The organism is Desulfobacter sp., from assembly GCF_050177295.1.
In genome coordinates, this window is sequence record NZ_JBFXHE010000483.1 from 1 (window position 1) to 3,086 (window position 3,086).

4 protein-coding genes and 1 tRNA gene are annotated in these 3,086 nt (G+C 44.8%); 2 read left to right on the top strand and 3 right to left on the bottom strand.

The genetic code is table 11. The annotated features are described in order from the left end of the window. Positions 1–268, bottom strand: a 268-nt coding sequence (locus AB7U36_RS21435) for a Rho termination factor N-terminal domain-containing protein (protein WP_428161651.1), incomplete at its 3' end; no start/stop codon positions are given. 165 nt (positions 269–433) lie between these two features. Then, positions 434–1,063, bottom strand: coding sequence for a dephospho-CoA kinase (gene coaE / locus AB7U36_RS21440; RefSeq protein ID WP_428161652.1), 630 nt, complete (start codon positions 1,061–1,063; stop codon positions 434–436). Between the two features lie 114 nt (positions 1,064–1,177). Here coaE and ndk point away from each other — a divergent pair, with 114 nt between their 5' ends. Continuing rightward, on the top strand, positions 1,178–1,597 hold the full coding sequence (ndk, locus tag AB7U36_RS21445; RefSeq protein ID WP_428161653.1) for a nucleoside-diphosphate kinase: 420 nt from the start codon (positions 1,178–1,180) through the stop codon (positions 1,595–1,597). Between the two features lie 51 nt (positions 1,598–1,648). Here the strand turns inward: ndk and larE are convergent, their stop codons facing one another. Beyond that, positions 1,649–2,482 (bottom strand): ATP-dependent sacrificial sulfur transferase LarE, encoded by an 834-nt coding sequence (gene larE, locus AB7U36_RS21450; protein ID WP_428161654.1) that lies wholly within the window; start codon positions 2,480–2,482, stop codon positions 1,649–1,651. Between the two features lie 202 nt (positions 2,483–2,684). Between larE and AB7U36_RS21455 the strand changes: the two genes are divergently transcribed. Further along, positions 2,685–2,758, top strand: a tRNA-Gln gene (locus AB7U36_RS21455). Positions 2,759–3,086 lie beyond the last annotated feature (328 nt).

Consider the following 3,086-nt stretch of genomic DNA (forward strand, 5'->3'; position numbering starts at 1 on the left):
CACCCCGCCGCCACTGCGAGGGAGATCCATAACTATCGTCCGGACCGGCCAGGTAATTGTCCCCTGGGGCACACAAACAACCCAATCCCACCGGAAGGATTTCAAGGGTGCCTTCTCCGTAGATCTGCCCGCTTTCTTCAATATTGGCCTGGAGCAGGGCAAAAATCAGCTCCTGTTTCTTCAGGCCGCCAATCCCCTGAATATTATACTTTTTGGCAAGTTTGGTGAGCTCACTGATTTTCATCTTATTGAGTTCTACAAGATTCATGCAATCTCCTAGTCTAATCCGTCAGTCTGGTTAAAGGGATATATGAATTCACAATGCAATTTTTTTTGGGGATGCCTTTTTGACAATCTGGAGGCCCACCGGCCCTGCGGGAAAAAAAGACCGATAATGTGAAACTTCAGTAATTTAAAAACACTTAAGGTATTATTATTTTTTTGTCAAGCGCTGATTGACAAGTTTTCGGTACAAAACACCCACTGATTTAAAAACAGCTTCCGGCTCACCTCTGTTTTCAATAACATAATCGGCCTTTTGGATCTTTTCAGACTGGGGCATCTGGATGGCTAAAAGCTTTTGGGCACTTTCCCGGCCCACACCGTCCCGGCCGGCAATCCGGTCAACAAGGGTGCTGTCCGCAGCTGCCACCACCACGATCACATCGAAAAGATTTTCCATACCAAGTTCAAATAAAAGCGGTACTTCAACAGCACAGGATTTTTGCTTTGAATGGACCGCTTCATCCATCTGTCTGACTGTTTCGCTGATAATCACAGGATGCAGAATGGATTCAAGTTTTTCCCGGCTGCCTTTTGTGGTTACAATCATACGTCGCAGGGCCGGTCGATCCAAAGTTAAATCCGAGGCCACAATCTTAGGTCCAAACGCCGTGACCACCTGATTATACGCAGCCTGTCCCGGTTCTACCACCTGCCTTGCAATTTCGTCGCAATCCAGGGTTATCAGACCCATACGCCGGAATCCCTCACACACAAGACTTTTTCCCGAGCCTGCCGATCCTGTCACGCCTATTTTAAGCATTTTATTCCATCGTGACATTAATTTTTTCCCCTTCAATTCCTAGTATTTAACGGGTTTGACTTATAATATATTCCTGTGATACTTATCAAGCCCGTTAAATCAACCATTAACTTTTTTTAAAGGAGAATATACGTGGAAAGGACATTATCCATTATCAAGCCTGACGGTGTAGGAAAAAACATCATTGGCGAAGTCATCAAACGGTTTGAAACCAACGGCATTAAAATCGCAGCCATGAAAATGATCCATCTGAGCAAATCCCAGGCCCAGGGATTTTATGCGGTCCATAAGGAACGTCCTTTTTTCAACAACCTGACTGATTTCATGACATCCGGCCCCATCGTTGTAATGGTGCTTGAAGGCGAAGATGTTATCGCAAAAAACAGAACGCTGATGGGCGCCACAAATTTCAAAGAAGCAGAAGAAGGCACCATTCGCAGGGAATATGCCACGGACATTGAAAAAAATGTTGTCCACGGCTCTGATGCTCCGGAGACCGCTGCATTTGAAATCGGTTATTTCTTCAACGACTTAGAACTGCATTCCCGCTAGCACCGCCCAAAACTTTCCTCGTCCCCGGCAGTGCATAACGCTGGGGACGATTTATATCTGCACCCTGGACGCCGGCGTATACCCCTCCAGATTGATGCAAACAGAATGAAAGCCCACACCTTTAATCCTCTGTACGACTTCCTGCCTGAGATCCGGTTCCCCCAAGCGATTCAGTTCATCAGGACAGAATTCAATTCGGGCCAGCCTACCATGACACCGAACCCGCACCCGGCCGAAACCCAATCCATTAAGACAGGCCTCTGCCCGCTCAACTTTTACCAATTTTTCTTTCGTGATGATATCTCCTTGGGGGATACGGGTGGCCAGGCAGGACTGGGCAGGCAAATCCCAGGTCTCAAGACCCAGCATTTTTGAGCATGCACGGATTTTCTCCTTTGTAAAACCAGCCGCCACCAAAGGCATTTTAAAACCCAGTTCCCGGGCCGCATCCATACCTGGCCGAAATTCCTGCAAATCGTCCAGATTTGCCCCGTGCAAAAAGGTATGAATCCCGCGTCTCTTTGCCTCTGTCATGATCCTGGAAAATAAAAACAATTTACAAAAATAACAGCGCCTGTCCGTATTCCGGGTTACCCTGGCATCATCCAGTATATTTACAGGAACAAGAATTGGGGGTATGCTCAAATATTGACCCAAACGGATCACCCGTTCTTTTTCTCCAGCCGTAAAAAAGTCAGAGACAATAGTAACAGGCAATACAGATCCCGCCCCTGCAATACGTGCTGCAGCAAGCAAAAACGCAGAATCTGCACCACCTGAAAATGCAATGGCCAGGTCCGAAGATTCTTTTAACAAATTAATTAGATTGGAAAATTCTTTATTTTGGGTCAGCAGCTCTTTTCCAGACTCCTCCAAATTAACCATGCTGTTGTTCATATATTTTAATTAATTATAAAATGGGCCGGGTATAGCGCTTTGGATTTGAACGACTTCCCTTTTTGAGCCCCCGTGATATTGACTAAAATAAAAAAAACCATATCCTAATTCAATCTCAACTTTCAACGAATATTTTCTTCTTGACTTCAATCATGTCCTTATTGTATATACGCGAACGTTGTTTTTCTGCTGGCTGATCGTCCAACGGCAGGACTACGGACTCTGACTCCGTCAATCTAGGTTCGAATCCTAGTCAGCCAGCCACTGATAATAAAGGCTTTCAAGGTTTTACCCTGAAAGCCTTTTTTGCTTTCATGCTCAATTTTCTCAGTTTTTTCCCAGTTTTAAAAATGATGTCGCGTGCTGTTTTGTGATACTTGCCCTGCTCTATTCAGCATCTTCAACCTATATTGAAAATCAATTTTACCATCTAATTCAAAAATACACCACCCGGCAATTCTCCAGACTAAGGCGGGAAACCCGCAACCCAATAAACCGTGATATGAACGAAGCAGTTCCTCATGTATAATAAAGGTAGATCGAATACTTTTAAAATACAAACAGGAACTGCTTATGAAAAATTTTATAGACA